26 protein-coding genes are annotated in these 24,259 nt (G+C 41.5%); 9 read left to right on the plus strand and 17 right to left on the minus strand.

The annotated features are described in order from the left end of the window. Positions 1-122 precede the first annotated feature (122 nt). The 4 genes from BCU84_RS16745 to crp form a co-directional block, all read right to left on the minus strand. Complete coding sequence (locus tag BCU84_RS16745) at positions 123-1,508, minus strand: ATP-binding protein (RefSeq protein WP_102529217.1); 1,386 nt, start codon at positions 1,506-1,508, stop codon at positions 123-125. Continuing rightward, positions 1,505-2,179 carry a response regulator transcription factor gene (locus BCU84_RS16750; protein WP_102529218.1) on the minus strand — a complete coding sequence of 225 codons (675 nt, stop codon included), beginning with the start codon at positions 2,177-2,179 and terminating at the stop codon, positions 1,505-1,507. Before BCU84_RS16750 ends, BCU84_RS16745 begins: the two co-directional genes overlap by 4 nt. Then, positions 2,154-2,438, minus strand: coding sequence for a hypothetical protein (locus BCU84_RS16755; protein ID WP_133146652.1), 285 nt, complete (start codon positions 2,436-2,438; stop codon positions 2,154-2,156). Before BCU84_RS16755 ends, BCU84_RS16750 begins: the two co-directional genes overlap by 26 nt. Before the next feature lie 152 nt (positions 2,439-2,590). After that, positions 2,591-3,226, minus strand: a complete 636-nt coding sequence (gene crp / locus BCU84_RS16760) for a cAMP-activated global transcriptional regulator CRP (protein WP_102529220.1) — start codon at positions 3,224-3,226, stop codon at positions 2,591-2,593. A 375-nt stretch (positions 3,227-3,601) separates the two neighbouring features. Between crp and BCU84_RS16765 the strand changes: the two genes are divergently transcribed. Both BCU84_RS16765 and BCU84_RS16770 read left to right on the plus strand, forming a co-directional pair. Continuing rightward, positions 3,602-4,393, plus strand: coding sequence for a tetratricopeptide repeat protein (locus tag BCU84_RS16765; protein WP_198589600.1), 792 nt, complete (start codon positions 3,602-3,604; stop codon positions 4,391-4,393). 192 nt (positions 4,394-4,585) lie between these two features. Further along, on the plus strand, positions 4,586-5,005 hold the full coding sequence (locus tag BCU84_RS16770; RefSeq protein WP_102529221.1) for a hypothetical protein: 420 nt from the start codon (positions 4,586-4,588) through the stop codon (positions 5,003-5,005). A gap of 205 nt (positions 5,006-5,210) precedes the next feature. Here BCU84_RS16770 and BCU84_RS16775 read toward each other — a convergent pair whose 3' ends face one another. The 3 genes from BCU84_RS16775 to BCU84_RS16785 all read right to left on the minus strand — a co-directional run bounded on the left by BCU84_RS16775 (position 5,211) and on the right by BCU84_RS16785 (position 7,462). Next, positions 5,211-6,086: a phosphoribulokinase gene (locus BCU84_RS16775; protein ID WP_102529222.1), complete on the minus strand. Its 876-nt coding sequence runs from the start codon at positions 6,084-6,086 to the stop codon at positions 5,211-5,213. A 161-nt stretch (positions 6,087-6,247) separates the two neighbouring features. Further along, the gene (locus BCU84_RS16780) at positions 6,248-6,496 is read right to left on the minus strand and encodes a YheU family protein (RefSeq protein ID WP_102529223.1); all 249 of its coding nucleotides are present in this window, start codon (positions 6,494-6,496) and stop codon (positions 6,248-6,250) included. Between the two features lie 3 nt (positions 6,497-6,499). After that, a complete protein-coding gene (locus tag BCU84_RS16785) occupies positions 6,500-7,462 on the minus strand; it encodes a hydrolase (protein ID WP_102529224.1) in 963 nt (320 codons plus the stop codon). Between the two features lie 166 nt (positions 7,463-7,628). Between BCU84_RS16785 and BCU84_RS16790 the strand changes: the two genes are divergently transcribed. The 5 genes from BCU84_RS16790 (at position 7,629) to arsJ (ending at position 12,726) form a co-directional block, all read left to right on the plus strand. After that, positions 7,629-8,129, plus strand: a complete 501-nt coding sequence (locus tag BCU84_RS16790) for a TAT leader-containing periplasmic protein (RefSeq protein WP_102529225.1) — start codon at positions 7,629-7,631, stop codon at positions 8,127-8,129. Positions 8,130-8,173: 44 nt separating this feature from the next. After that, positions 8,174-9,763, plus strand: coding sequence for a GMC family oxidoreductase (locus BCU84_RS16795; RefSeq protein WP_102529226.1), 1,590 nt, complete (start codon positions 8,174-8,176; stop codon positions 9,761-9,763). Between the two features lie 304 nt (positions 9,764-10,067). Next, positions 10,068-10,406 carry a metalloregulator ArsR/SmtB family transcription factor gene (locus BCU84_RS16800; RefSeq protein WP_102529227.1) on the plus strand — a complete coding sequence of 113 codons (339 nt, stop codon included), beginning with the start codon at positions 10,068-10,070 and terminating at the stop codon, positions 10,404-10,406. Positions 10,407-10,455: 49 nt separating this feature from the next. Further along, positions 10,456-11,472, plus strand: a complete 1,017-nt coding sequence (locus BCU84_RS16805; protein ID WP_102529228.1) for an ArsJ-associated glyceraldehyde-3-phosphate dehydrogenase — start codon at positions 10,456-10,458, stop codon at positions 11,470-11,472. A 27-nt stretch (positions 11,473-11,499) separates the two neighbouring features. Beyond that, the gene (arsJ, locus tag BCU84_RS16810) at positions 11,500-12,726 is read left to right on the plus strand and encodes an organoarsenical effux MFS transporter ArsJ (protein ID WP_102529229.1); all 1,227 of its coding nucleotides are present in this window, start codon (positions 11,500-11,502) and stop codon (positions 12,724-12,726) included. Between the two features lie 108 nt (positions 12,727-12,834). Here the strand turns inward: arsJ and BCU84_RS16815 are convergent, their stop codons facing one another. Both BCU84_RS16815 and BCU84_RS16820 read right to left on the minus strand, forming a co-directional pair. Beyond that, entirely contained in the window at positions 12,835-13,308 is a 474-nt protein-coding gene (locus BCU84_RS16815) for a DUF2390 domain-containing protein (RefSeq protein ID WP_102529230.1), read from the minus strand. 251 nt (positions 13,309-13,559) lie between these two features. After that, positions 13,560-15,470 carry an ABC transporter ATP-binding protein gene (locus tag BCU84_RS16820; RefSeq protein WP_102529231.1) on the minus strand — a complete coding sequence of 637 codons (1,911 nt, stop codon included), beginning with the start codon at positions 15,468-15,470 and terminating at the stop codon, positions 13,560-13,562. Between the two features lie 151 nt (positions 15,471-15,621). Here BCU84_RS16820 and BCU84_RS16825 point away from each other — a divergent pair, with 151 nt between their 5' ends. Beyond that, positions 15,622-15,819, plus strand: a complete 198-nt coding sequence (locus tag BCU84_RS16825; RefSeq protein ID WP_198589601.1) for a YheV family putative zinc ribbon protein — start codon at positions 15,622-15,624, stop codon at positions 15,817-15,819. 105 nt (positions 15,820-15,924) lie between these two features. Here BCU84_RS16825 and BCU84_RS16830 read toward each other — a convergent pair whose 3' ends face one another. The 8 genes from BCU84_RS16830 to sfsA all read right to left on the minus strand — a co-directional run bounded on the left by BCU84_RS16830 (position 15,925) and on the right by sfsA (position 22,819). After that, positions 15,925-16,485 carry a DUF4124 domain-containing protein gene (locus BCU84_RS16830; protein WP_241906468.1) on the minus strand — a complete coding sequence of 187 codons (561 nt, stop codon included), beginning with the start codon at positions 16,483-16,485 and terminating at the stop codon, positions 15,925-15,927. Positions 16,486-16,741: 256 nt separating this feature from the next. Further along, on the minus strand, positions 16,742-17,587 hold the full coding sequence (panC, locus tag BCU84_RS16835) for a pantoate--beta-alanine ligase (protein ID WP_102529234.1): 846 nt from the start codon (positions 17,585-17,587) through the stop codon (positions 16,742-16,744). Between the two features lie 85 nt (positions 17,588-17,672). Continuing rightward, complete coding sequence (gene panB / locus BCU84_RS16840) at positions 17,673-18,467, minus strand: 3-methyl-2-oxobutanoate hydroxymethyltransferase (protein ID WP_102529235.1); 795 nt, start codon at positions 18,465-18,467, stop codon at positions 17,673-17,675. A gap of 66 nt (positions 18,468-18,533) precedes the next feature. Then, positions 18,534-19,013: a 2-amino-4-hydroxy-6-hydroxymethyldihydropteridine diphosphokinase gene (folK, locus tag BCU84_RS16845; protein WP_102529236.1), complete on the minus strand. Its 480-nt coding sequence runs from the start codon at positions 19,011-19,013 to the stop codon at positions 18,534-18,536. A gap of 2 nt (positions 19,014-19,015) precedes the next feature. After that, on the minus strand, positions 19,016-20,377 hold the full coding sequence (gene pcnB, locus BCU84_RS16850) for a polynucleotide adenylyltransferase PcnB (protein ID WP_241906469.1): 1,362 nt from the start codon (positions 20,375-20,377) through the stop codon (positions 19,016-19,018). A gap of 180 nt (positions 20,378-20,557) precedes the next feature. Beyond that, positions 20,558-21,430 carry a tRNA glutamyl-Q(34) synthetase GluQRS gene (gene gluQRS / locus BCU84_RS16855; protein WP_102529238.1) on the minus strand — a complete coding sequence of 291 codons (873 nt, stop codon included), beginning with the start codon at positions 21,428-21,430 and terminating at the stop codon, positions 20,558-20,560. A 122-nt stretch (positions 21,431-21,552) separates the two neighbouring features. Then, positions 21,553-21,996: an RNA polymerase-binding protein DksA gene (gene dksA / locus BCU84_RS16860; protein ID WP_055024924.1), complete on the minus strand. Its 444-nt coding sequence runs from the start codon at positions 21,994-21,996 to the stop codon at positions 21,553-21,555. Positions 21,997-22,114: 118 nt separating this feature from the next. Further along, positions 22,115-22,819 carry a DNA/RNA nuclease SfsA gene (gene sfsA, locus BCU84_RS16865; RefSeq protein WP_102529239.1) on the minus strand — a complete coding sequence of 235 codons (705 nt, stop codon included), beginning with the start codon at positions 22,817-22,819 and terminating at the stop codon, positions 22,115-22,117. Between the two features lie 141 nt (positions 22,820-22,960). On the opposite strand from sfsA, the gene pepB reads away from it, so the two are divergent. Then, positions 22,961-24,235: an aminopeptidase PepB gene (gene pepB, locus BCU84_RS16870; RefSeq protein WP_102529240.1), complete on the plus strand. Its 1,275-nt coding sequence runs from the start codon at positions 22,961-22,963 to the stop codon at positions 24,233-24,235. Positions 24,236-24,259 lie beyond the last annotated feature (24 nt).

Below are 24,259 nucleotides of genomic sequence, written 5' to 3' on the forward strand. Positions count from 1 at the left end.
AACTGAAACTACAACAAGCTGATTATTGTGGTTATTGCTTTTTATTGAACAAGCCCTGAGTCATTTCTATGTTATTTAAATGACTCAGGGCTTTTTAGTGTCTGGTATAGAAGATTGAGCGATTAGACGCTGGTCATCACTTTCGGATTGTTAAATACAATCGTCACTCTGAGCCCACCTAAGCGATCTGAACGGTCAAACGTCAGATTGTACCCATACTGTTCGATAATCTCTTTGACGATGGATAAGCCAAGCCCATGGCCTACAACAGCCTCATCTAAACGCTTACCGCGATTGGTTAACTGATTGAGTTGATCATCATTCACACCAGGTCCATCATCTTCTATCGTGAGTGTCAGAGTTTGACCTGAATTAACCTCACTCGTTTTACTGTTACTGGCTATGACGTCGATATCGACAATGATATTTGATTGTGCCCACTTATAGGCGTTGTCTAATAGATTGCCAAACAGTTCCATTCCATCTTCACGGTGAATAGGCAGTCGGTTGATATTGGCAATGATATTGACGCTGCAATCAATTTGTTTATGGTGGTGGACTTTATCTAAAGTATTGGTGAGCGCCTCGAAATCTCTTGGAATGACCATTTGTGCAGCGGGGAGCATATCGCCGGTGATACGAGCTGCGGCAAGTTTACGTTCAATCATATTGCGAATTTGATCGAGTTGCTGCTGCATAGCTTCGGCAGATTCAGGATTGGATAAACCGAGCACTTCAACTTGCTGCTGCATCACAGCAAGCGGTGTTTTTAGACCATGGCTTAAATTACCCAGGTTATTACGGCTACGCTCGATTTGATTGGCGGTGTAATCCAATAGTTCGTTATAGGTTTCTGCTAACGGTTTTATTTCTACTGGGATCTGATTAATCTCGAGAGAGTTTATTTCACCTTGCCTAAGTTTAGCGAGTGAATCCTGAATGGATTTAACAGGCTTAAAAGATTGCCTGATAATGATAAAAATACCGCCAATCATTGCTAGCAGCATGGCGATATTGATCGCAAGCTTAGTACCAAATACTTCACTAAATACCCGCCTGCCAATACTTAAATCTTGGGCAACAGTTAACGTTGCCACTTTCTGACCGCTGGTGGAACCTAAGCCAATAGATAATAACTGCATATCATTATTTTTTGGCCCTTTGGCTTGCCAGACGCGAGTTTGGTTTTGCTCAAGTGGTTCAATGTCGAGTTGCACATCCCATAGGGAGCGAGAACGAATGACTTGGCTTTCTGAATTAAACTGAAAGTAGCGTCCAGAGTATGCGGGTTTGTAAAAGCTCGACAGCTCATTTTGGTCGATAATGATTTCGCCAGCATTAATGTGACTTGCCAGAATGATGTGCTCTAAATCTTCTTCGAGTCGATTGATGATAGAGTCGTGAAAAGCTTGTCGCAGCATGGACTCAAACAGTATGAGTCCAATGACTGTCGCAATAATAATGAGTGCACTGAGCCATAAGCTTAGCTTACTGCGGATCGATATCATTCCACGATGCCGTGAAAGATGTATCCTTGGCCGCGTCGAGTTTCAATGGCCGTTTTACCGAGTTTTTTACGTAAATGAGTGACGTAAACTTCTACAACATTTGACTCTTTCTCATCATCAAATTGGTATAGTTTGTCTGTCAATTGGGCTTTTGAGAGTAACTTTTTAGGCGACATCAGGAAGATTTTAAGCAATCTAAACTCCATCGCGGTTAATTCAAAATGGTTTTCACCGATATGCACTCTCTGCTCGGCTTCATCTAATGTAATGCCGCCATAGCTTAATTGCTTTGATGAGGTATTAAGTCGGCCATGGGCACGGTGAATAAGTGCTTGAACACGTGCTAATAACTCTTGGGCATGGAAAGGTTTGCCAAGGTAGTCATCAGCGCCAGCATTAAAACCTTCAACTTTTTCATGCCACTGACTACGGGCGGTTAGCATGATAACGGGAGTATCGATGCCTTTTTCGCGCCAAGACTGCACTAGCGTTAAGCCATTACCGTCAGGGAGGCCTATGTCTAGAATGACACAATCGTATTGGGTTTCTTTAATTAGATAGTCTGCTTCAACAGCTTTGTCAGTGACATCTGTAACATAGCCAGCTTGTTTAAGTTGTTTCTCAAGTTCAGCAACTAAAAGGGTATTATCTTCGACGAGTAGCAGTTTCATTTATTTGGCATTCACTTGGTAGTTGGTCAGTAGACTCTGGCATTCCATTTGTTGCATCGATAGATAAATGGATAACATGCCCTTTTTTTAACTTTAATTGTAAATCATAACGCCATTTATCATCCTCTTGATAGAGGCTGGCATCAATTAATTCACCTTCACAGTATTGTGCAAGTAAAGTAAGGGAATAATCAAGTGAACGAATGCTACCAGATGTGACCAAGCGCTGAACTTCATCATGTTGAAGCTCGTTTGTCATTGCATGTGCCGTTGAGCTGAGAGTGTATGCAAATAGACTGAGAAAAAGCGCTGGCAGCAGCCTCATTGGAAAGACTCCCATAAAAAAAGTGATAATCAGATTGACTAATTATCACTTTAATTAATTACTCTTAAATCAAGCTGAAGCTTAACTTAACGAGTACCATATACGACTATAGTTTTACCGTGAGCTTGAATAAGGCTTTGTTCTTCAAGCATTTTTAAAATACGGCCAACAGTTTCACGCGAACAACCTACAATCTGACCAATCTCTTGACGAGTGATCTTGATTTGCATGCCATCTGGGTGAGTCATTGCATCTGGCTGTTTAGCAAGATGTAATAAAGTTTGAGCAATACGTCCAGCAACATCTAAGAATGCTAAATCACCTACTTTTTGGCTAGTGCTTTGCAGGCGGTAAGCCATTTGAGCAGTAAGCTTCATTAGGATTTCAGGATTAACCTGAATCAGTTGCTTGAATTTCTTATAAGAAATCTCTGCGATTTCACATGGTTGTTTTGCACGAACCCAAGCTGTACGTTCTGCTTGTTCTTCGAATAAACCAAGTTCACCGATGAAATCACCCTGATTAAGGTAAGAAAGGATCATTTCTTTACCTTCTTCATCTTTAATCAATACAGCTACCGAGCCCTTTACGATGTAGTAAAGCGTGTCAGATTCTTCACCTGCGTGTATCAAGGTGCTTTTTGCTGGGTATTTATGGATGTGACAGTGTGAAAGAAACCACTCCAAAGTTGGATCAGGTTTAGGCTTGCCAATCAGAGCCATGTTTATTTCCTCGATTGATAAAATGAAAGTAAGGACTATCTAATAAAGTAATTGTACGTGACTTGTCGCTGTAAAACCTTGATGAAGATCGAGTTTAACATTATGAAAAACGCGACTGAGTCAGTATTAACTTATTAAATTTAAGATTTATTTTTGCTACATTAGATAACTATGTCAATCTAATTTAGTGTGCGTTAAATTATTTAGCAAGTCTTTAAGTAACTATTAAATCAATATTTTGACTGTTTTTTTACTCTCAGTTCGCTATTAATGCTGATATATTCAGACTTAAACACATTTCCTTTATTGTAAAACCACTAATTGATAGTTATTGTTAATTCGATTACCAAATGAAGTTGAGTTGTAGGGGTTGATTTGAAATATTCTCAAAAGCTATTAAATCTAGGGCTTGCTTGCTCGTTATTTATGCTTGGCAGTGCTGTAACACCTGCTCATGCTTTTTCTATTCCTGCTTCATTAGAATCCCAAGCAGGCACTAAACTTGTGCACATTCAATTACGTGCTGCTGAAGGCAATGCCGATGCACAATTCCTGTTAGGCCTGATGAACTTGGCTGGGCGCTTTGTTGACCAAGATACAGAGCAAGGACTGTACTGGGTTGAACAAGCGGCGATGCAAGATCATATTAAAGCTCAGCAAACTATCGCAGACTTATCATTTGAAGGTAAATTATTACCGAGAAACCTTGGAGTGGCTGAGCAGTGGTATCAGACGTTAGCGCAGCAAGGCGATCCTCGCGCTCACTTTCGTTTAGGTTTTATCTATTCAGCTGGTGGTGATGGGGTTGAACGTAACTGTGGTAAAGCACTCGATCAATTTAATCAAGTCGGTGACAGTATCGCATTAGGCAATGTGGCTTGGATTTTAGCCACTTGTCCTGAAGAGCAATATAGAGATGGTTCACGTGCTGTTGAGTTAGCATTACAGTTACTGGAAAATAATGCCAATGATCCGACTAACTTAGATAATCTTGCTGCAGGTTATGCTGAAATGGGTGAATTTGAGTTAGCGGTTGATACTCAGCAAAAAGCGATTGAAGCTTTAAAGCAAGATCCGGAAGTGGCACAGAGTGATGAATTTATTATGCGTCTCGAGCAGTACCGTCAGCGTCAGGCTTACCGAGAAGTCATTCCCTTAATGGATTAAGTGTCACGCAAACCTTTCTATCTTAAACGGCCTGTTGGCCGTTTTTTGTTTTTACTTCAAAGATTTTCTATTCCACCTCTCTGTCAGAACTATTAATGCCTATGCTTGAATGATTGAAATCGAGTTTTTAATCATTCAAGCATAGGCATGGTGGCTTTATTTTGGTGTTTTATTTAGCTTTGAGGTGATTTGATGAATCAACAATTGAAGTGGTATCAGTTAACAGTCATTTTTAGCTTATTATTTTCGTTGATGGGTTTTTCATACAATGTTTGGCGAATGGAAATAACTGAACACAATAGTAATGTGAGAACCGCGAGTTTTGAAATGTTACTTGAGTTAGCACAATTGCAGCAATTGGTTTATGCCGCTTATTATGATCAAGACTTAAAGCTTGGCAACCCAAGAGTTGGCTGGGTAAAAGTTGGACTGATAGAAGATTTGAGTAGTTTAACCGGTAAGCCTGTAATTGAGCAGTCGCAGCAATTAACACAAGTATGGACTACTCAATGGCAGAATATGCCTGAAAATGAAGCTGCAGCGAATCAAATTATTGAACAAGTGGACAGCGTGCGGGCTGAAATCAAAACCTTGCTAGTGTCATTAAACTAACGAAGAAGAGCGTGCTAAAAGTAGGTTTGCTGATATGCCCAAGTGCGCTAACAGATAAAGATGGGGGAATTAACACCCATGAGCACATCAACTATCGTTCTTTCGCCTGAAATCCCGATAGTGGAGATGATAATACCTATGGCTTAAAACAAGCTTAAACAACCATAAGTAATAATCGTTCATTTAGTAAGAATGTGACTCAGTATTAAGCGTTTTCTGCGGCTTTCTTATGCATTAACTCTTTGATCAATGGGGTTAGAATTAACTCCATTGCTAATGACATTTTACCACCCGGTACCACTAAGGTATTGACTCGAGACATAAATGAGCCATCAATCATGCTGAGATAATAAGGGAAGTCGACATTGTTAATATCGCGGAACCTAATCACCACAAAGCTTTCATCTAGGCTGGGAATATCTTTGGCGCTAAATGGATTAGAGGTGTCTACAGTCGGTACCCGTTGAAAGTTAATATGAGTGCGCGAGAATTGTGGCGTCATATGTTTGATGTAATCATCCATACTGCGAACGATTGACCCCATGACTTTTTCACGGCTATGACCCCTGTCTGATGTATCTCGAATGATCTTTTGGATCCACTCTAAATTGACAATCGGCACCATGCCAATCAATAAGTCTACATGCTTAGCGACATTGGCATCTTCGGTAACAACACCACCATGCAACCCTTCGTAATACAGCATATCGGTATTTTCAGGAAGAGGGTGCCACTGAGTGAATGTGCCAGGCATTTGGTTAAATGGCACTGCTTCATCAAAAGTGTGTAAATAACTGCGGGTTTGGCCTTGGCCTGTATCTGAATAGCTTTGGAAGCACTCTTCGAGTTTGACGAAGTTATTTGCTTCAGGGCCAAAATAACTAAGATTGCGATTTTCAGCTTGAGACTTGCGGATTAACACTTCCATTTCTGCACGGGTAAAGTTATGAAAACTATCACCTTCAATAAAAGCTGCATTGATACCCAGTTGACGGAAGATATGAGTAAATGCCGTTGTCGTTGTTGTTGTGCCAGCTCCTGAAGAGCCAGTAACAGCAATAATGGGATGTTTTGTTGACATTTATCCTACCTAGATCAAACGTGAAAATTAGCTAAATAACTGAGACAGTTCAGTGTTTTATCGTTCTGCTCATCGTTAACACTTTCATGATTAAACTTGAAGAAAAACAGACTCTATTTATACGGGCTGAATCGATTGAGGTCAATGCTGCAATGTTAACCCTACTCAGCAGTTGGGTAAATGATTTGATCTTTATGCCTTATAGCGATTGATTCATCTTCTTCGCTAAATTCTACTTTGAGCTCGCCTAGCTTAAGAGAGTGCTTACACTTTTCAATGGCAGCAGCAATTTGTTGATCATCAAGTTGACCAAAAGATCCATCTTCAACTTGAGTTAATAAATACTCTTTAATCAAGTTATTAAGTGTTTCTTGCGGCAGTTGTAATAACGCCTCGTAAGGGATTAGCATGAATTAGCCTTTAATAAATTGGATGATGCGAGACTCTAAATAAAAAGTCGGTTTCCAAGGTACACCGCCAGAGATAAAGCCAACATGACCACCGTTTTGATGTAGTTCGTACTCGACATGATCAGACAACTCTTCATTGGATGGGATCACCGCATCTGTCATAAAGGGATCATCTTGAGCATGAATGACTAAAGTCGATTTTTGTACCTGTTTTAAAAATGGTTTACCACTCGCTCGATTATAGTAATCATATACATCGCTGAAGCCATGTAGCGGGGCGGTGACTCTATCATCAAATAGATGGAATGTTGTTAATTCGGCAATTTCTTTCGCGGTCACAGGCATATCAGTGCTCAAGTGCGCTTCAGCAACTTTTGCCTGCATTTTGTCTTGTAACTGCTTAATTAAATGCTGTTGATATACCGTAGAAAAGCCACTTTCTAATTTTTTTGCACAAGCGGCCAAACATAACGGCGCTGAAACAATGATGGTTTTGTCCAGCAAACTATCACTACCTTGCTCGCCTTGATATTTCGCCAGTACATTACCCCCTAAGCTATAGCCTACAGCGTATAACGCTGAGTCAGGAAACTGTTGGTTTAACTGAGTGAGGGTGAAGTGAATATCTTGAGTATCACCACTGTGATAACTGCGTGCTAGGCGGTTTGGTTCGCCAGAGCAGCTACGGTGATGATGTACCACGGCACATAAACCTTGTTCTTTTGCTGCTTGAAGCATGCGACGCACATAGTGAGAATCACTGCTGCCTTCTAAACCATGCAAAATGACTAAAATAGGTTGGCCATTTACCGCTTCACCCACCCAGTCTAAATCAACGAAATCACCATCAGATAGTTCTTGGCGTTGTCTTGAAACTTCTGGTTTGTCCACTTTGAAAAATACGGGTAAAATCGTTTGAATATGGGCACTTACAGCCCACCATGGTGGTGAAAAAGTCTTTTTCATATGGGTATTTTATGTGCAATGGTTTGTTAATATTCAAACGTGTGTTTAAATGTTGATTGAGTTCACTTTAGCATAGATGCTTTTGTGGCAACAAATGTGGCACTTGGGAGTGTTTGATTTGTGGCCGTGCTTTCGTACAGAAGTAGGCAATAGAAAAGGGATAACAATGAAAAGAAGAACCTTTTTAACTGGGGCGTTTACAGGAACAGCTGCGCTCGCTTTAGGTGTGAGTTTGTATACGCCTGAAGTAAACGATAACCCAGATGACACACATCGCTTATTATTCAGTGTGCTTATTCCGATATTTATGGATGGCGCATTACCAGAAGTTGCCAACTATCGTGATGCTTTTTTAAATCGGACCATTATTGCCATTAACCAAACAATCAGTGTATTGCCTGAAGATCAAAAGCAAGAATTAACTCAATTACTGACCATGCTGGAATCAAGATTTGGCCTGCTTATTCTCACCAGCAGCATTACGCCATTGGTGCTTAGATCGCCAGAACAACTGAATGAAATGTTGGAGCATTGGCGTCATCACTTTCTTGAGATGATGCAGACTGCTTATATTGGGCTGCGTGAACTCATCATTTCTAGCTATTACGCTTGCCCAGAACATTGGGGACGTCTGCACTACGCTAAACCTACATTTTTGGATGCCTAAGCTGTTTGTATTTTCACTAATTAACATGAATTCTGGAGTAACAAATGGCTGCAAATATCATTGATCCGATTACCACTGGTTTAGCTGCTGGTTGGCAGCATATAGATGCTAATCAATTGACAGAAAATCAACACTTTGAAGCTGATGTGGTCATTGTAGGCACAGGTGCTGGAGGTGGCACGGCTGCTGAAATCCTGGCACAAGCAGGTCTTAGTGTGATTATGGTAGAAGGTGGCCCTTTAAAGTCATCAAGTGACTTCAATATGGAGGAACGCACCGCCTATCCTGATTTATACCAACAAGCTGCGGCGATGAAAACCTCTGATAAAGGTATTGGAATTTTTCAAGGTCGAAGCGTTGGCGGCTCGACGACGGTTAATTGGACCACTTCAATTCGAACGCCTGATAACGCGTTAGCTTTTTGGGAAAAAGAAAAATCTGTCACAGGCTTATCCACTGAATCCTTGCAACCTTGGTTTGAGAAAATGGAAGCCAGATTGAATATCAGTGAATGGCAATTTCAGCCTAATTTGAATAACGCGGCTTTAAAAGAAGGCTGTGAAAAGCTCGGCTGGGAATACACTGTTATCAAACGCAATGTGAAAGGTTGCTGGAACACGGGTTATTGTGGAATGGGTTGCCCAGTAAATGCTAAGCAGTCGATGCTAGTGACCACAATTCCCAGTGCGCTAGAGCAAGGCGCAACTTTAATCTCAAATGCTAAAGTTATTGATTTAAAACATAAAGGGGACAAAGTTGAAGGCTTGTCTGCTAAAGCGCAATCGGGCAGTTCAAGTGCAGCAACGCTGACTTTTAGCGCTAAGCATTATATTTTAAGCGCTGGGGCAATACACACTCCGACTATTTTAATGCGGGCTAAAACCCCTGATCCACATAAGTTATTAGGTAAAACATTTTTACATCCAACGCTGTTATCTGGCAGTCTTTTTGATAAACAAATTGATGGTCACAGCGGCGCACCACAATCTATCTATTCCGATGAATTTGTTTGGCGAGATGGCGCAGCGGGTGAAATGGGCTATAAACTTGAAGTGCCTCCAATTCACCCGATTTTAATAGCATCTAAAACGATTGGTTATGGTCGCAGTCATGCAGAGCTTATGACTCACTTTAATAACTTACAAGTGATGATAGCACTTGTAAGAGATGGTTATTCTGACCAAAGCCCCGGTGGTCAAGTTAGGCTGACTGACAAAGGATTTGCGCTCGATTATCCACTGGAACAACCTTTTTGGGATACCGCAAGACGTGCCTTTGCGACCATGGCTGAATTACAGTTTGCTGCAGGAGCTAAAAAAGTATTACCGATTAATGATGGTATTGGTATGCAGCTTAATTGGGCGCAAGCCAAGGAAACCATAGCCACTATGGATATCGGTTTGCTCAAGACGATTGTTGCGTCAGCACATGTTATGGGAGGCTGTGCTATGGGTGATGATAAAACGTTATCTATGATTAACAGTGAAGGGCAATCCCATTATTTTGAAAACTTATCAGTCATGGATGGCTCGATGTTCCCAACAAGTTTAGGGGCTAATCCACAACTATCCATTTATGGCATAGTGGCGCGTAATGCTACGTTACTCGCTGAACGTTTAACGGCCAAAACATAAATGGCACTTAATTTGGGATAAATACCTTTTTAGTATAAATCGCTAAAGTCAGATTAAAAGACTGATGATATGAAGGCTTAATCAATAAAACCGACTGTAACCAGTCGGTTTTTTGTTGCTACCCCTTGTCAAAATATGTTCAGTGATATGACATTTTTATTAAACATTTCATTTTGCATATATATGAATTTGCGTATATCTGTTTTTACGCATATCCTTGCTGCATTATCTATAACGATTTTGAACTTTGATACTTTTCTTGGTTATTTACCTTGAATACAAACCAAGATGATAGAGGTTAACTATGCAACCCAGCATATTTTTTAAATGCTTAGCTGATGAAACTCGATTGAAGAGTTTACTTTTAATTTCACTTAATCAGGAGTTGTGCGTCTGTGAGCTAATGGCTGCGCTAGATGATAGTCAGCCAAAAATATCACGCCATTTAGCTCAACTTAGAAAAGAAGGTTTGTTAACCGATAGAAGGCAAGGTCAGTGGGTTTACTACCGACTTAATGATGCATTACCTCAATGGGCTCAAACCGTTATTACACAAACCGCATCAGGCAATACCGCATTCATTGAAGCTGATCTGAAGCGCTTAGCGGATATGGTCAATAGACCTAACTGCAATCGTTGTTAGTGATTTCAAACACTGATTTAACTTATTTTATTAAACGAAAGGCTAGATTATGACAATTAAAGTAGGAATTAACGGTTTTGGCCGTATGGGACGTTTATCATTTCGTGCTGCATTCGATTGGGCTGACGTTGAATTTGTTCAAATTAACGATCCAGCTGGTGATGCAGCCACACTGGCTCATTTAGTCAATTTTGATTCAGTTCATGGTCGTTGGGCTCATGAAGCTGTTGCGCATGATAATACCATCGAAGTTAATGGTCATAAGATTGTCTGCACAGCCAATAAAGCTATTGCCGATACTGATTGGTCAAACTGTGATGTTGTTATTGAAGCATCAGGTGTGATGAAGACCAAAGCAAAGTTGCAAGCTTACCTTGATCAAGGTGTAAAGCGTGTTGTAGTGACGGCACCAGTGAAAGAAGACGGTGTGTTAAATGTAGTTATGGGCGTGAATCATCAAGATTATGATAAATCAATTCACCCAATTGTTACCGCTGCATCTTGCACCACTAACTGTTTAGCACCTGTGGTTAAAGTCATCCATGAGTCACTAGGTATTGTTCATGGTTCAATGACAACTATCCATGACATTACGAATACCCAAACTATTCTTGATGCTCCCCACAAAGATTTACGCCGTGCAAGAGCATGTGGCATGAGCCTTATTCCTACAACCACGGGATCTGCAACAGCAATTACGCATATTTTCCCAGAGCTGAAAGGCCGCTTAAATGGTCATGCGATTCGTGTGCCATTAGCAAATGCGTCAATTACAGATTGTGTTTTTGAACTGAGCCGCAGCACCACAGAAACTGAAGTGAACCAATTGCTTAAACAAGCTGCAGAAGGCGAGCTTGATGGGGTGCTTGGTTATGAAGAGCGTCCGTTAGTCTCGATTGATTATAAAACAGACCCTCGCTCAGCGGTTATCGATGCGCAATCAACCATGGTTGTTAATAATACTCAGCTTAAACTTTATGTTTGGTATGACAACGAGTGGGGTTACGCAAATCGTACTGCTGAATTAATGCGTTTAGTGGGCTTGCAAGATAAAGCTGACGTGTAGTCACATGTGATTAATAGGGTTATACCGATGTCTTTATTCACAAAATTGGCAAACTTGCCCAGTGAGATAAAACAGTACTTAATTGTGACTGGCAACTATTGGGCATTTACATTGACCGATGGTGCACTGCGAATGCTGGTGGTGCTGCATTTTCATGGTTTAGGTTTTAGCCCGATTGAAATTGCAATGCTGTTTTTGTTCTACGAAATTTTTGGTGTTGTTACTAATCTTGTAGGAGGTTGGCTTGGTGCGAGAGTGGGTTTAAATCGCACCATGAATATCGGCCTGGGCTTGCAAGTGTTTGCTCTGTCTATGCTGCTGGTACCCAATGAATGGCTCACTGTGGTGTGGGTAATGGCGGCGCAGGCATTATCTGGCATTGCTAAAGACTTGAATAAAATGAGCGCCAAAAGTGCCATTAAAACATTGGTTCCCGCTGGAGCTGAAGGTAAATTATATCAATGGGTTGCTATTCTTACTGGTTCTAAAAATGCCCTTAAAGGTGTGGGTTTTTTCTTAGGTGGCGCGCTGCTGACTGTGTTTGGTTTTCAGGCGGCAATCTTAATCATGGCAGTCGCGTTATTGCTGGTGTGGATATTTAGCGTATTAACCTTAAAAAGCCAGTTAGGCAAAGCGACTGCGAAGCCCAAGTTTACAGAGATTTTCTCTAAGAGCAGTACCATTAACTACTTATCTGCAGCAAGGCTGTTTTTGTTTGCAGCAAGAGATGTATGGTTTGTGGTGGCATTGCCCGTCTTTCTTGCCAGTCAATTTGGCTGGGATCATTGGTATGTTGGGGGCTTTTTAGCCTTGTGGGTTATTGCTTATGGTGGTGTTCAATCCTTTGCGCCCCATTTTACCGGCAAAAAACAAGGTAAGGTGCCTGATGGTAAAAGTGCCTGCTTATGGGCTGCGGTATTGGCTATTATTCCTGGAGTGATTGCACTGGCTCTCACTTTCGATTGGCATAGTCATATTATGCTTATCGGCGGGTTATTGGTTTTCGGCGGATTGTTTGCAGTGAACTCATCGATGCATAGCTATTTAATTGTGAGTTACGCAGATAAAGATGGCGTGTCTTTAGATGTTGGCTTTTATTATATGGCTAATGCGATGGGTAGGCTTATTGGCACTTTGTTATCGGGTTGGGTATTTCAGCAATACGGACTTGAGGTCTGCTTGTGGATTTCGAGTGTGATGATTGCGTTAGCAGCAATCATTTCGACACGTTTACCGCAACAAAGTCATTCATAATCTTTGTTTTAACGGCTGATAGTATTGTTTTAACGGCAGATAGTATTGCTTTAGCGGATGTATAAGTGGTGCAGCGAATATTGATAATATCGGTATTCGCTGCTCGCTTTAAGCACTTTGTAATTGAGTAAAATAATCTGCGTCGATACCAAATAAGCACAAGTAATTTTCGGTGTTATAGGTGTCTTTTTTATCAGAGGCAATATCGGAAGTAGCGTCAGCATTAATTGAGCCTTGCTCAAACTGATTTAATTTCTTCAGCAACATTTGCTGAGTTTTGCGCTCCATCATCAACTCTATATCTAACATTTGTTGATATTCGCCTGCTTGTAAATGTGATTTAGCTAAGCGGCGCAATTTACGATATGGGGTAACAACTTTAGTATCCCAGTCTTCAATGGTCGAGGCGAGTACTTCCCACTGCGCTAATGGTAAATAGTGGCACTGTTGGTCAAGGTATTGGGCCAACAATAGTAGGTTTACATTAACTTGGTAGTCGTCTTGTACGCTGATGTAGCTTGCTGGATTGGTCGCGTATAGATTGTCACAATCACGCCAAATTAATGAGTTAAAAGGTTGCACTAGACTTTCTCCAACGTGTAAGTATCCATTCTTTAAGATTCAGACTGATAATGAGGATTACGTTATCTTGCGTTATCGATAGCACGATAACTTGAATCTTATTGTCCTTGAAAAGCTCGGTGCATTTCAGGTGATAGTTAAATTTTGATAACTACAGGTTAAAGCTTATTAAATCAGAGGCTTTAACCTGTTTTCTCTTGTTTGAATGATTGTTGCAGGCACATATTTAGCTCATTCAAACAATTGGCAGATTAATTGAGGGTAAACTCTTGTTCGATAACTTCAATCTGCTCTTGAAGATCAAGCCAAGTCATTTCGCTTGCGTCCATCGCTTGTGTCAGTTCAGTTCTCTCATTAAGCACTTTAGTCATTTTAGCTTTATTTTCCGCTTCATAAAGCGAGCCATCAGCCAAGTCGATTTCAAGTTCAGCTAACCGTGTGCTGATTTTTTGCTGTTGTGTCTCAAGCTTAATTTGCTGTTTACGCAATGGAGACACTTTCTGTCTTAATTCGGCTTCAAAACGTTTCTGCTGTTTTTTGTCGATTGTTGGCTTAGTGTCACCCTCTTTAGCGGCCGATGATTGCGCTGCTTTTGCTGCATCGAGCAACCATTGGTGATAATCATCTAAATCGCCTTGGAAAGGCTTTACAGCACCTTGGTCTACAAGGTAATAGTCACTACAGCTTAACCGTAAAAGATGTCGATCATGTGACACAATGACCATTGCACCTTCAAAAGTTTGCAATGCCATGGTCAGTGCATGACGCATCTCTAAATCAAGGTGGTTGGTCGGTTCATCTAAAAGCAATACGTTTGGTTTTTGCCATACGAGTAGTGCCAGAACTAAACGGGCTTTTTCGCCACCCGAGAAAGGTCTAACAGCCGACATAGCCATATCACCATTAAAACCAAATCCGCCTAAAAAGCTACGTAGTTCAAGCTCTTTCGCATTGGGCGCTAGACGGACTAAATGCTGTAGCGGGGTGTCATCCAAACTTAAAAATTCAATTTGATGCTGAGCGAAGTAACCAATATTCAGACCAGGATTAGGCTGATATTTACCTGTTATAGGGGCTAAATCTCCAGTGAGTAATTTTATCAGAGTCGATTTACCGGCTCCATTTCGGCCTAACAGACCAATACGCGCACCTGGAACTAGGTTAAGTTTTACTTCACTTAATACGGTTTTGTCACCGTAGCCAATAGACACATTCTCCATGGTCGCTAAAGGATTAGGTAAAGCGTCAGGCTCACGAAAAGCCATATGAAACTGGCTGTCGACTTGTGAAGGTAATAAGTTAGCCATTTTTTCTAAGGCTTTTAACCGACTTTGAGCCTGTTTGGCTTTACTGGCTTTATAACGGAAGCGGTCGACAAAAGATTGCATGTGAGCGCGTTCTTTTTGTTGACGTTCAAATGCGGCTTGCTGCTGAGATAATCTTTCAGCACGAATACGCTCAAATGAGCTGTAATTACCTTTGTAATAATTCAGTTTGGCATGCTCAACGTGAACAATTTCATCAACGATCCCGTCAATAAAGTCACGGTCATGACTAATTAAGATAAGCGTACCTTGGTAGGCTTTAATCCAACCTTCTAACCAATACATGGTATCTAAATCTAAATGGTTGGTGGGTTCATCTAGTAGCAATAAGTCAGAGCGACATAATAGTGCCTGCGCTAAGTTAAGACGCATTCTCCAGCCACCAGAGAAGCTTTTTACTGGGTTACTTTGTTCTGGCTCACTAAACCCTAGACCAGCTAACAGGGAGCTCGCTCGTGAGCGAATGGCATAACCACCGATAGCATCAATTTTTCCATGTATCAGCGCGATGTTATGGCCATCATCTTTTTCTTGAGCGATAGCCAGTTGAGCCTCAAGTTGACGAAACTCAATATCACCATCGAGTACATATTCTAGCGCTGAGACTTCAAGTGCCGGTGTTTCTTGGGCAACAGTGGCGACTTGCCAACCCGCAGGTAAACTAAATTCGCCTTTATCAAGTTGTAAATTGCCTAAAATGAGCGCCAATAGAGATGATTTCCCTGTGCCATTCGCACCGACTAGGCCAACTTTATGGCCAGGATAGACGGTAAGGTTAGCTTCATCGAGTAGGGTTTTCGTTCCGCGGATGAGTTGGGCTTGGCTGATGTTAATCATGAATGGCAACTTGACTGGTGATAATACAAAAAGTGCAGCGATAATAGCGTAATTGATACTTTTTTAACACTAGAGCGAGACTGGATTAACCAATTCGTGGCAAAATACTGCTACTGATATCGCAAATGCACAGAAGAACAATAATAAGATTATGGCTAAAATAAAAAAACGCTTTGTAGCTGGGGCTAAATGCCCTCAATGTCATGCTCAAGATACTATTCAACTATTTAAAGAAAATGGTGTTGAAACCGTTGAGTGTACTGACTGTGATTACCGTGAACAACAAACAGAGACAAAAGTCGCTGAAAAAGCCACAGGTAATGTCATCGGCGTATTTAAGCCTGATTAATGAATGGCTAATGTAAGGTGTTGAGCGAATATCTGGATGATAGGAACTGGAATAGCTCGAGAACGCTTTAGTTAGTGGGCGTTGCGCTGAGGGATTTGCTTACTATTATTCTTTAGCAATAGCGCCATCATTGGCGCTTTCTGCTAGGATTTTGTTTTTGTGTTCGATAAGTACAATAATCACGTGACGATTATTTTTCATTAACTCATCAAATCGATTATTAATCTCAGCTAAATCTTCTACATAATCTGGATCGTCTTTTTCTTTCTTGTGCCAATAGCGATTACGATCAAGTTTTTGAATTTCACTGGCACGTAAAATTTCAAAATAACTATTTTCTTGCTTGAGACGATAAACTTCACTGTCCAATAATTGGATTAATTTCTCTTTGGAAATGGTTTGTTTTTTCAGCAACGCTTTAAGCGGATCTTCTTTTAAGACAACCTTATCCGAATCAACTTCTGTGGTGATCCCAAGCTGGTATTCAATTTTGTGCTGACGATATTCTTTTGGGCAAACAGTCTGACTGAAGGCGATTTTATTGTCCTTCATGCACTTATAAATTGTATTTGCAGAGGCGAAAGTTGGCCCCATGAATAATACAATAATGAATGTGATGAGTAGTCTTATTGGCATGCGGCCACAGATCCTTTTGTAATCTAACATCGTTTCAACACCGTGTTGAAGGTATATCAGATGGTTACCGCTAGTCAGCCAAAACCCATTGGCGCTAGGTGGTTGTAAATCATTATAGCTGCTTGTAGCTATAATGTTTAAATATACTTAATTACTATGGCCTAATTTTAACGATAAAACCAGTTTTTTGACAGTAGATTTTTTATTGGCACAGAAGAACTTTGCGTTAAATTTGTAAGACTTAGTGAACAATCAGCTAAGTCTTACAAAGTCAGTGGCGAATAGATTAGCGGCTAAAGGTAAGATTATCTATAAGGCGGGTATTGCCAAGGTAGGCAGCAACTAAGATCACTAGATTGTGATCTTCACTGGTAATAGGGGCTAAATTAGTGGCGTTTCTAACAGACAAGTAATCCATTTTAAAACCTGCCTTCACTAACGTTTCAGCCGCAATAGCCTCACTTTCAGCAATGTTTTTTCCACAAGCAACGTCAGCTGCAAGCTTATCCATACACTGTTTAATCGCAGCAGCTTGTTGCTTTTGCTCAGCAGTTAAATAACCATTTCTTGAGCTCATGGCTAAACCAGATGCTTCTCTTATTGTGTCAATACCAATAATCTCAATCGGTAATGATAAATCTTCAGCCATCGCTTTAATCACCATGAGCTGTTGATAATCTTTACGGCCAAATAAAGCCACATCGGCTTGAACGATATTAAATAGCTTGCATACAATCGTGGCTACACCACGAAAATGTCCCGGTCGACTTGCACCGCAAAACTCATCACCAATATTCGGTACTTCAACAAAAGTTTGTTGCGCTAAACCTTTTGGGTAGATGATGCTAGGTGTAGGGGTGAATAATAGCTCTGCACCTGCATTAATAAGTGCGTCACTATCTGCTGCTAACGTTCTTGGATAAGCGTCAAGATCTTCATTTTGGCCAAATTGCATTGGATTGACAAAAATGGACACCACCACATGGTCTGCGCGTTTTAGCGCTTCAGTCACTAATGTAATGTGACCATTGTGTAAGTTACCCATCGTTGGCACAAAGGCAACGGTTTCGCCTTGCATGTGCCACTGTTTTACTTGTGCTCTGATTTCAGCAATATTCGCTGTGGTAATCATCGATATTTACCTAGTTGTACAATAAATTTTAATGCAGTTACTGAGATGAACTCACACTGCATGTCAATGTTGTTTGCTATAAAGCTTAGTTAAACGAGTGCTCATCGGCTGGGAATGTGCCATTGGCGACTTCTTCAATATAGGCTTTCACTGCAGAACGAATTTCGCCAGTTTGCTGCAAATAGTTTTTAGAAAACTTAGGAATATAGCCGCTTGAGATACCTAGTACATCGTGCATAACCAAGATTTGCCCGTCGGTATCACCACCAGCGCCAATACCAATGACTGGGATGGTCAATGCTTCAGTAATGCGTTTTGCCAGTGAGCTCGGAATGCATTCAACCACTAATAATTGAGCACCAGCAGCTTGCAATGCTAAGGCATCATCAATCATGCGTTGAGCTTTATCTTCTTCACGACCTTGTACTTTAAAGCCGCCAAAAACATGCACCGATTGTGGCGTGAGGCCTAAATGAGCACATACTGGAATACCGCGTTCAGTCAACATTCTCACACTATCAAGTAACCATTCACCGCCTTCCAGTTTGACCATGGTTGCACCTGCCTGCATCAAAATTGCAGCATTAGCCATAGTTTGTTCTGGGGTGGCGTAACTCATGAAAGGCATATCAGCAATAAGTAGGGCTCGTTTGCAACCGCGATTAACACTGGCTGTATGATAGGCAATATCATTGACTGTGACAGGCAATGTATCACTGTGGCCTTGCAGTACCATACCTAAAGAATCACCAACCAGTAGGACATCGACGCCTTCGCTATCAAATGCGCCAGCAAAGCTCGCATCGTAGGCGGTCAACGCGGTAAATTTCTTACCTTCTTGTTTGAATTTTATGAGGGTTGAGCTAGTGACTTTTGACATAATAAACTCTTAGAAGCAATTCATATTCAAGTAATGGATATGCGATGCAAACGGCATAAAAGCTGATTAAATTTGAATTAATTCAGCTCGCATTTCACGGGTAATTAAGCTTTTTAATTCGGTGCTACATGGCAGTATTAATTGTTGATTAATATCTGCAAGTGGAATGAGAACAAAACTGCGTTGCTTCATTCCATAATGGGGAACCGATAGTCGAGGCTCATCGATGATTTGTGTCCCGTACAGTAAGATATCTAAATCTAACGTACGTGGTCCCCAACGTATCTCTCTGACACGGCCTTGGGTATTTTCAATCGCTTGCAATGCGTCGAGCAAAGCTATTGGTGCAAGGTCGGTGTTAAATCGTGCCACACCATTGACGTAATCAGGCTGTTCAACATCGCCCATAGGGACTGAACGATACAGTGGTGACACATTAACAATCGCATCGAGAGCAATCTTTTTTAACGCCAGTACAGCGTCTTGGATTTGCTGTACTGGTTCATTTAGGTTTGCCCCTAACGCCACATAAACCGTGGTGCTCATGGTTAGCCTTTTGTTTCAGCTTTAGGTGCTGAGTTTTTCTCAGTCGTACCTGCAGACTCTGATTTAGGCTTACTAGGACGACGACGTTTACGCTGTTGAGCATTGCGATTACGGCTAGGGCCTTTTTTGCTGCTTTTCACTATGTCAGAACGCTGTTGTTCATCCGCTTCAACGAATGATTGCCACCACGCTGCTATTTTACCTATGTTGCCAGCTTCTGCTTCACCACGAAGGAGTAATAAATCATAAGCTGCACGGAACTTAGGGTGTTCGAGCAATTTAAATGCACGAGTGCCTTGGCTGCGCTCAAGTCGAAGTTGTAGTTGCCAAATATCTTTAGCTGGCGTGCTAAAGCGACGCGGAATACTGATGGTGCGGCATTGTTGCTCCATCACATCACCCATTGCAGCGACATGTGCATCGTAGTGGCTTAAGCCACTTTCAAGCGCTATATCATCAGCACGTTGCTTTAATGGATACCAAAGCAGGGCAGCGTAGAAAAATGCCGGTGTGACAGGCTTGTCTTGGCTAACGCGTAAATCTGTGTTGCTCATGACAGCATTGAGCATTTTGGCGGTATAACCGTTTGGTTGCTCTTTAATTTGCGCTGAAATTTGCGGGAAAAGTGGCTGAAATAAACCTAAGTCTCGCATCATTTCGTAGTTAGCTTGTGCTTTGCCAGCAAAAAACAGCTTAAGTACTTCTTCGTACATACGTGCAGCTGGAATATCTTTAAGCAGTGGTGCTAACTCTTTAATTGGCGCCGCTGTTTTTGATTCGATTTGCATATCCAGTTTGGTTGCAAAGCGCACAGCTCGAAGCATACGCACCGGATCTTCACGGTAACGGGTTTCTGGATCGCCAATCAAACGAATGGTTCTGGCATCTAAGTCACTAATACCACCGCCATAACTGCGGATAGAGTAGTCACTGATATCGTAATAAAGTGCATTGATCGTAAAGTCACGGCGTTCTGCATCTTCATCGATTTCGCCATAGACGTTGTCGCGTAATAGACGACCTTCAGCATTTGATTTCGAAATTTTTTCGTCGGTTTCGCCATGGTGACCACGGAAAGTGGCGACTTCAATCACGTCGCGGCCAAATACAATGTGCGCTAATCTAAATCTACGACCCACAAGGCGGCTATTACGGAATAGTTTTTTGATTTCTTCAGGGGTTGCATTGGTCACAACGTCGAAATCTTTCGGTTCCATGCCTAATAGGATATCGCGAACACCACCGCCGACAAGGTAGGCTTTGTAGCCTGACTTGCTCAAACGGTAAAGAACTTTTAGTGCATTTTCACTGATTTGACGCCTAGAAATTGTATGGGCATCTCTGGTGACAATGTCCAGGCGCAATCCGTCATCTTGAGCTTCTGGCTCAATGACCGGAGTGGATTTATTGTCTTCAAACAGTTGTTTGCAGAATTGGCTAATACGGCGAAAAATAATACACCTCGAACGATACGATTAATGGTTAAAATTAAATGGTTAAAAATCTGGCGGCTATGATATACCAATTGTACGCCAATGAGTATATCACTGCGCTATCAGAATCTCAGATACTTGTGGAATATCAACAATACTAAATTGCTCGCATGCTTGTTTTAGCATAATATCCACATGGTCTATGTCTACTTGGGCTTGCCCTAAAAATTGCAAAGCCGCATTGATACTGGCTTGTGGCCTAATGACATCAATTGCATTTGCATAATTTTGTTTAGAAAGCTTAAATCCGGGTTTAGTGCATGCTAGAGGTAGATGCAGCCAGTTTGGCGAACAAAAACCAAGAATTTTATTCATGCTTAATTGTCGGCAGCTGGTTTCGAGCAAATCACAGCCTCGTACAATTTCAGTAATGCCTTGAAAAGCATCGTCGAGCACTACCGCAAGTTGATAAGCATATAAGCCGTCACTGCGTTTAATAATAAAATCTTCACCTGCAAATCCTTCATTGACCGTAATATTACCCATCAACAAGTCATTGAACTGATCAACTTTAGCGGTATTTCGAATTCGAATAGCGCCTTGGTTGAGTGGTGAGGTTAATTGTCCGCAGCGACTGTCATAAACGCCACCCATCTGACCAATTTGTTTTCGAGTACATTGACAAAAGTAGGCTAAGTCTTTACTTAATAGAGTATCTATTTGCTGTTGGTATATTTCTGTTCGCTGACTTTGATAAAGAACTTGCTCATCCCAATGTAATCCATAGGCGTCGAGCGTGGCTAAAATGTCATCACTTGCGCCTTTAACTTCTCTTGGCGGGTCAATATCTTCAATACGAACAAGCCATTTGCCATTTTGATGTCTAGCGCGAAGGTAACTGCCAAGTGCAGCAATAAGAGAGCCAAAATGTAATGGGCCAGAAGGGGATGGAGCAAAGCGACCAATATAATGAGGTGAGTTCACCGATATACCTTTTGCTTAAATCAATTTAGCGGTAGGGAAAATACAAAAACAAAGGGCGAGAATCATCTCGCCCAATATCTGATATCGGAAAGTGCTTAAACCGATTGTCAGTGGTCGCTGAATTAGCCAGCCATTTGCTTTTCTTTAATTTCAGCAAGCGTCTTACAGTCGATACATTGATCAGCTGTTGGACGTGCTTCAAGACGGCGGATACCAATCTCAACACCACAAGAATCACAGAAGCCAAAATCGTCTTCTTCAATTTTTTGTAATGTCTTTTCAATTTTCTTAATGAGTTTACGTTCTCTATCACGAGCACGTAACTCTAAACTAAATTCTTCTTCCTGCGCCGCGCGGTCTACTGGATCTGGGAAGTTAGCAGCTTCGTCTTGCATATGGTTTAACGTGCGGTCAACTTCTTCACGTAACTGGTTACGCCAAGCTTCTAAAATCATTTTAAAATGACCACGTTGCTCTTCACCCATATACTCCTCACCAGCTTTTTCCTGGTAAGGTTCTACACCTGCGATAGCGAGTACGCCGAGTTTTTTAGTGCCTTCAGGCATAACGCATCTCCTGTAATAATTAGCGATTTATGTGCGTCGTAAAATTTATGGCCGCTATCTATAGCAGAAACGCTATAGCGTGGCAAATTATTTGTTTAGTATTTTACGCTTTTTTGACCTAAACAATCACTTTGCACGAACGACTTAGGGTACTTGAAATAGCCGATAATTCTGTTTGATAAGCTAAAACTTCTACGCCGCTATTTACCGCTTGTTTTAGTAATAATGCATATTGCGGATCGATATGCTCTGCAGCTTGCACAATATTGATACCAGTATGCTGAACAACAAACAGCAATACTGCTCTATGACCTAGACTAACCATATGCATAAGCTCGCGCAAATGCTTTTGCCCCCTTGTAGTGACCGAATCAGGGAAATAGCCTACTGTTTGCTCTAATAATGTACAGCTTTTGATTTCTACATAGCATAAAGGGCGATTTTCATCGCTGAGCAGTATATCTATGCGGCTATTTTCATCACCATATTTAACTTCTCGTTTTAGGGTTGAATAACCAGTAAGCTCAGTGATGACACCCGCATTGATGGCTTCTTCAGCCAAAGCATTAGCCCTACCAGTATTAATGCCAATTAAATGTTGCTCTGTTGTTTGAGCGATTTCCCACGTATTTGGATATTTCCTTTTAGGGTTATCTGAGGTTGAAAACCACACGAGTTCACCAGGAAATAAGCAATTCTTCATTGAACCAGTATTAGGGCAATGAATGGTTATTTCTGTTCCGTCATCAAGCCTAACATCAGCTAAAAAACGTTTGTAACGTTTGATCAAGGTTCCCTGTTGCAGCGCTGGGGTAAACTCCATGAAAAATTTTTCTCCGTAATAATAGTGTTTACAATTTTATTGAAATCTATAGTAGTTTTTGTCACGTTTCATTATCGAATTACAGTACACTTAGCCCATTGGAAACAAAAGTGACAATGCAAGTACAACAAGGAAATCATAATGGAAATAATGACTGTTACCCTAACACAAGAAGCGCCACAGAGCCTTTGGGGTAAAGCTGATGTTACCTATCAAGGCAACCAAGCGTTTATACATTTATCAGGTACAGATGAACTACGCCAAGTGCAGGCGGCTGCAAGAAAAATCCGCAGCCAGGGAGTAAGCAAGGTTCAATTGGATGGTGCGCTTTGGAGCATTGACTCTCAATGGGCATTCTCACAAGGCTTTACCACTGCTAAAGGTGAGTTTGAGGTATTGTGGTGTGGTGACAGTGAGATTCAGACTACGTTAACTCATCGCTTTGAAGCTGCCAGCTTTGCGCGCATGTTGGTAAATGAAACCCCTGAAGAATTATCTCCAGTGATATTGGCAAATCATGCTGCGAAATGGCTTAAGGCCATTGGTGGTGACAATGTTAGTTATGACATCGTGGAAGGCCAAGAACTATTAGAAGCGCAATGGATTGGCTTACATGCTGTAGGTCGTGGTAGTGAGCGTCCTCCTGCGATGTTGGTACTTGATTTTAATCCACTAGGTGATGATGCAGAAGTATCAACAGCACTTGTGGGTAAAGGCATTACATTCGATTCAGGTGGTTACAGTATTAAGCCATCTGAAGGCATGCTTGATATGAAATGTGACATGGGCGGCGCTGCCACTGTTACCGCTGCATTAGGTCTAGCAATGAAAGCTGGGCTGAATAAGCGCGTGAAGTTATTCCTATGTTGCGCTGAGAACTTAATCAGTGGTCATGCTTATAAGTTAGGTGACATCCTGACTTACAAAAATGGCGTTACCGTTGAAGTGGTTAATACTGACGCTGAAGGCCGTTTAGTCTTAGCTGATGGTTTACAAGCCGCATCCGATACCGGAGCTGAACTGATTATAGATGCAGCGACATTAACAGGCGCAGCCGTCATGGCTGTTGGGACAAATTATAACGCGATTTTCTCTCCGCAAATGGAAACATTACAGTTAGCACAGCAACAAGCTGCAAGCGTTGCTGAAAATGTATGGCCTTTACCATTAGATGCATGGCATAAAGATATGTGTCCTTCACCTTATGCTGATACGGCTAACAGCCGTGCAATGAAAGGTGGCGGTGCTGGTGGTGCTTCAAATGCTGCAGGCTTCTTGTGGCGCTTTGTTCGCCCTGATGTTAACTGGTTACATATGGATTTAGCTGGCGCCTATGCGTCATCGGCTAATTCACTATGGAGCGCGGGTGCCACGGCTCACGGTGTTCTGACTATTGCTGCGATACTAAATAAATAAGCTGAGATCTAGAGCTGTCGTATT

Origin of the sequence: Shewanella sp. 10N.286.51.B7 (assembly GCF_002873615.1) — a bacterium.
GTDB classification, from domain to species: domain Bacteria; phylum Pseudomonadota; class Gammaproteobacteria; order Enterobacterales; family Shewanellaceae; genus Shewanella; species Shewanella electrodiphila.

Coding starts and splice junctions, on each gene's coding strand:
- BCU84_RS16750 (WP_102529218.1), bottom strand. CDS start 2,179: ATGAAACTGCTACTCGTCGAAGATAATACCCTTTTAGTTGCTGAACTT.
- arsJ (WP_102529229.1), top strand. CDS start 11,500: ATGTCTTTATTCACAAAATTGGCAAACTTGCCCAGTGAGATAAAACAG.
- panC (WP_102529234.1), bottom strand. CDS start 17,587: ATGATTACCACAGCGAATATTGCTGAAATCAGAGCACAAGTAAAACAG.
- BCU84_RS16745 (WP_102529217.1), bottom strand. CDS start 1,508: ATGATATCGATCCGCAGTAAGCTAAGCTTATGGCTCAGTGCACTCATT.
- BCU84_RS16790 (WP_102529225.1), top strand. CDS start 7,629: ATGAAAAGAAGAACCTTTTTAACTGGGGCGTTTACAGGAACAGCTGCG.
- BCU84_RS16795 (WP_102529226.1), top strand. CDS start 8,174: ATGGCTGCAAATATCATTGATCCGATTACCACTGGTTTAGCTGCTGGT.
- BCU84_RS16800 (WP_102529227.1), top strand. CDS start 10,068: ATGCAACCCAGCATATTTTTTAAATGCTTAGCTGATGAAACTCGATTG.
- BCU84_RS16775 (WP_102529222.1), bottom strand. CDS start 6,086: ATGTCAACAAAACATCCCATTATTGCTGTTACTGGCTCTTCAGGAGCT.
- panB (WP_102529235.1), bottom strand. CDS start 18,467: ATGTCAAAAGTCACTAGCTCAACCCTCATAAAATTCAAACAAGAAGGT.
- BCU84_RS16820 (WP_102529231.1), bottom strand. CDS start 15,470: ATGATTAACATCAGCCAAGCCCAACTCATCCGCGGAACGAAAACCCTA.
- sfsA (WP_102529239.1), bottom strand. CDS start 22,819: ATGGAGTTTACCCCAGCGCTGCAACAGGGAACCTTGATCAAACGTTAC.
- BCU84_RS16780 (WP_102529223.1), bottom strand. CDS start 6,496: ATGCTAATCCCTTACGAGGCGTTATTACAACTGCCGCAAGAAACACTT.
- BCU84_RS16785 (WP_102529224.1), bottom strand. CDS start 7,462: ATGAAAAAGACTTTTTCACCACCATGGTGGGCTGTAAGTGCCCATATT.
- crp (WP_102529220.1), bottom strand. CDS start 3,226: ATGGCTCTGATTGGCAAGCCTAAACCTGATCCAACTTTGGAGTGGTTT.
- BCU84_RS16770 (WP_102529221.1), top strand. CDS start 4,586: ATGAATCAACAATTGAAGTGGTATCAGTTAACAGTCATTTTTAGCTTA.
- dksA (WP_055024924.1), bottom strand. CDS start 21,996: ATGCCTGAAGGCACTAAAAAACTCGGCGTACTCGCTATCGCAGGTGTA.
- BCU84_RS16830 (WP_241906468.1), bottom strand. CDS start 16,485: ATGTTAGATTACAAAAGGATCTGTGGCCGCATGCCAATAAGACTACTC.
- folK (WP_102529236.1), bottom strand. CDS start 19,013: ATGAGCACCACGGTTTATGTGGCGTTAGGGGCAAACCTAAATGAACCA.
- BCU84_RS16825 (WP_198589601.1), top strand. CDS start 15,622: ATGGCTAAAATAAAAAAACGCTTTGTAGCTGGGGCTAAATGCCCTCAA.
- pepB (WP_102529240.1), top strand. CDS start 22,961: ATGGAAATAATGACTGTTACCCTAACACAAGAAGCGCCACAGAGCCTT.
- BCU84_RS16755 (WP_133146652.1), bottom strand. CDS start 2,438: ATGACAAACGAGCTTCAACATGATGAAGTTCAGCGCTTGGTCACATCT.
- BCU84_RS16805 (WP_102529228.1), top strand. CDS start 10,456: ATGACAATTAAAGTAGGAATTAACGGTTTTGGCCGTATGGGACGTTTA.